The sequence below is a fragment of the Rhodobacter sp. NSM genome (assembly GCF_052244495.1).
Classification (GTDB): domain Bacteria; phylum Pseudomonadota; class Alphaproteobacteria; order Rhodobacterales; family Rhodobacteraceae; genus Cereibacter_A.
Genome location: NZ_JBQPXH010000059.1, coordinates 1 through 885, shown reverse-complemented (window position 1 = coordinate 885; position 885 = coordinate 1). Strand labels below are relative to the sequence as shown.

The 885-nt window shown below is 57.4% G+C and carries 1 protein-coding gene; it reads left to right on the top strand.

Features of this window, described 5'->3' with window-relative positions; genetic code table 11:
- Positions 1-445 precede the first annotated feature (445 nt).
- A complete protein-coding gene (locus tag ACTVZP_RS22255; RefSeq protein ID WP_443214306.1) occupies positions 446-694 on the top strand; it encodes a hypothetical protein in 249 nt (82 codons plus the stop codon).
- The last annotated feature ends 191 nt before the right edge of the window (positions 695-885 follow it).

Below are 885 nucleotides of genomic sequence, written 5' to 3'. Positions count from 1 at the left end.
GAAAATCGACGTATAGGTCTGCGATCCGATCGTGATGCCGTCCTCGAAGATGGCCGTGATGTCGACCGCCGACGAGGATCCGTCGTCATTCCGATAAAGAACGTTATCGCCAAAAGGGAGGAGTGAGTTGGTCGTTATGCGAGTATAGGGTAGGGGCATGGGGATATCTCTTTGAGGTAGATGCTTGCTGAGCGGGACATTCTTACGATTGCTGCCTCGACCATAATATGTTTCCGGGAATGAGCATTAAATCATCGAGTCGAGCCAGTAACCGTCGCGATTTTAATTTCATCCCGGTACTTGGCAATCTTGAATGAGCGGACATTCCCGTCATCGGAAGACTGCGTCCTTCCTTCATCAAACCGGATGCTCTGAAGCCATTTGAAGTACTTGGTTCCAAGCCTTCGAAGCGGGCCTCGTGTAGGTCGCCGACGGCGTGCCGCTCATGCGCACCGTCCGCCTTGGCGACGTCGTCGAGACGAAGACGCTGAAGGCCATGCTGACGACAGTCCTGGAGCGCTTCCCGGACGAGCGGGTGATCCTCATCGCCGACCGCTGCGGGCTCCTCTGCCTCGACAACAGCGACGCGCCGACCGCCGGTATTCATCAACATAGTTGTCCCCGGTCGCTTGTTTTCAGGCTGCCCCACGTCATCCGGGCCAACTGCGCCGCCGCCACTTCAGCTGGTTGCTGAACGAGACCGCCACTGCCGAGGCATGCGCTACAGGGCCTGGGCCAACATTAGGCACGGCCCAGCACTATCAAACCGCCGGATGAAACACATGGCGCGCACGCTCTATCGCATCGTGTGCATGCGACTGAAGGCAAAGGGGTTCCAGATATCCTCGCCCGAATCCATCCAGAAACGTACGACCATGCCGGCAA

What these genes read in the sequence shown, in the direction of transcription:
- ACTVZP_RS22255 (WP_443214306.1), top strand. Translation starts at nt 446, where the DNA reads ATGCGCACCGTCCGCCTTGGCGACGTCGTCGAGACGAAGACGCTGAAG.